The organism is Allosphingosinicella sp., from assembly GCF_036387215.1.
In the GTDB taxonomy this organism is placed as follows: Bacteria; Pseudomonadota; Alphaproteobacteria; order Sphingomonadales; family Sphingomonadaceae; genus Allosphingosinicella.
This window is the reverse complement of record NZ_DASVUE010000126.1, coordinates 1-1662: the sequence shown is the minus strand read 5'-3', so window position 1 is coordinate 1662 and position 1662 is coordinate 1. Positions and strand designations below refer to the sequence as shown.

General features: G+C 65.6%; 3 protein-coding genes. 2 read left to right on the top strand and 1 reads right to left on the bottom strand.

The window, feature by feature from the left end:
* Together lipA and VF662_RS05100 are read left to right on the top strand one after the other, a co-directional pair.
* A partial coding sequence (lipA, locus tag VF662_RS05105; RefSeq protein ID WP_464138521.1) for a lipoyl synthase occupies positions 1–849 on the top strand: 849 nt, incomplete at its 5' end.
* A gap of 6 nt (positions 850–855) precedes the next feature.
* Entirely contained in the window at positions 856–1332 is a 477-nt protein-coding gene (locus VF662_RS05100) for a type II toxin-antitoxin system RatA family toxin (protein WP_464138518.1), read from the top strand.
* On the opposite strand, the gene VF662_RS05095 is transcribed toward VF662_RS05100, so the two are convergent.
* On the bottom strand, positions 1278–1662 hold a 385-nt coding region (locus VF662_RS05095), incomplete at its 5' end, for a CinA family protein (RefSeq protein WP_464138514.1). The genes VF662_RS05100 and VF662_RS05095 overlap by 55 nt on opposite strands.

The following is a 1662-nucleotide window of genomic DNA, read 5'->3' as shown; positions in this document are numbered from 1 at the left end:
AGCCTCGGCTTCACCGAGACGAAGAAGCTGATGCGCAGCCTCAACCTCGCCACCGTCTGCGAGGAAGCGGCCTGCCCGAATATCGGCGAGTGCTGGACCAAGAAGCACGCGACCGTGATGATCCTCGGCGATACCTGCACCAGGGCCTGCGCCTTCTGCAACGTGAAGACTGGGATGCCGCGCGCGGTCGATCCGCTTGAGCCGGAGCATGTCGCGGTCGCTGCGGCCGAGCTCGGCCTTACGCATATCGTCGTCACGTCGGTCGACCGGGATGACCTTCCGGACGGCGGCGCTTCGCAGTTCGTGAAGGTGATCCAGGCGCTTCGGCGTAACACGCCGTCCACCACCATCGAGATCCTGACGCCGGACTTCCGGAACAAGGCGCAGTCGGCGGTCGAGGCGATCGTCGAGGCGGGCCCCGACGTCTACAACCACAATCTGGAAACGGTCCCGCGGCTCTATCCGACGATCCGCCCCGGCGCGCGTTACTACGCCTCGCTCCGCCTGCTGGAGAGCGTGAAGCGGCACGATCCAAAAATCTTCACCAAGTCCGGCGTGATGGTGGGGCTCGGCGAGGAGCGGCTCGAAGTCCACCAGGTGATGGACGACATGCGCTCGGCCGACATCGATTTCCTGACGATGGGCCAGTATCTGCAACCGACGCCGCGGCACGCCAAGGTGCAGGAGTTCGTCACTCCGCAGGCGTTCGGCGCCTATGCCGCGATCGCGCGCGCCAAGGGCTTCCTGCTGGTGGCCGCGAGCCCGCTCACCCGCTCGAGCTACCATGCGGGCGACGACTTCGCGAAGATGAAGGCGGCTCGCGAAGCCAAGCTGGCGGTGGCGCGTTAATCAGGCATGCCCCGCCACACCGAGACGCGGAACCTGCCCTATAGCCCCGAGCAGATGTTCGATCTGGTCGCGGACGTGAAAAGGTATCAGGAATTCCTGCCCTGGGTCGCGGCCACGCGGATCCGTTCCGACAGCGAGACTTTGATGGTCGCGGACCTCGTGGTGGGCTTCAAGTCGCTGAAGGAGACGTTCGCCTCCCGGGTCACCAAGCAGCGGCCGACGCACATCAAGGTCGAATATATCGAGGGGCCGCTTAAATATCTCCATAACAGCTGGGATTTCCGGCCGGACGGGAAGGGCGGGACGGATATCCACTTCTGCGTCGATTTCGCGTTCAAGAGCCGGATCTTCGAAACGCTTGCGGGGCAGATGTTCGATCGGGCGCTCCGCCGGATGATCGGCGCCTTCGAGACCCGCGCGCACGAGCTTTACGGCGAGGGTTCCACCGGCATCAGCAGCTCGAGCGCACAAAGCGCGGCCTGAAGGCGGACGCCTCCGCGGCCGAGGTCGCCGAATTCCTTGCGATCGGCGACGATCTCCTTCGGATCGGCGCCGCGCCTCGCGCGGGCGAAGACGACGGTTCCGACCGGCTTTTGTGGGCTCCCGCCGTCCGGCCCGGCAACGCCGGTGATCGCGACCGCGACATCGGCCCCGGAGCGTGCGAGCGCTCCCTGCGCCATGCTCCACGCAGTCGCGACCGAGACCGCTCCGAACGTGTCCAGCACGTCCTGGCTCACCCCCACCATCGCGATCTTGGCCTCGTTCGAATAGGTGACATAGCCTGCCTGGAACACGTCCGATGAGCCGGGGATC

What these genes read in the sequence shown, in the direction of transcription:
- VF662_RS05100 (WP_464138518.1), top strand. Translation starts at nt 856, where the DNA reads ATGCCCCGCCACACCGAGACGCGGAACCTGCCCTATAGCCCCGAGCAG.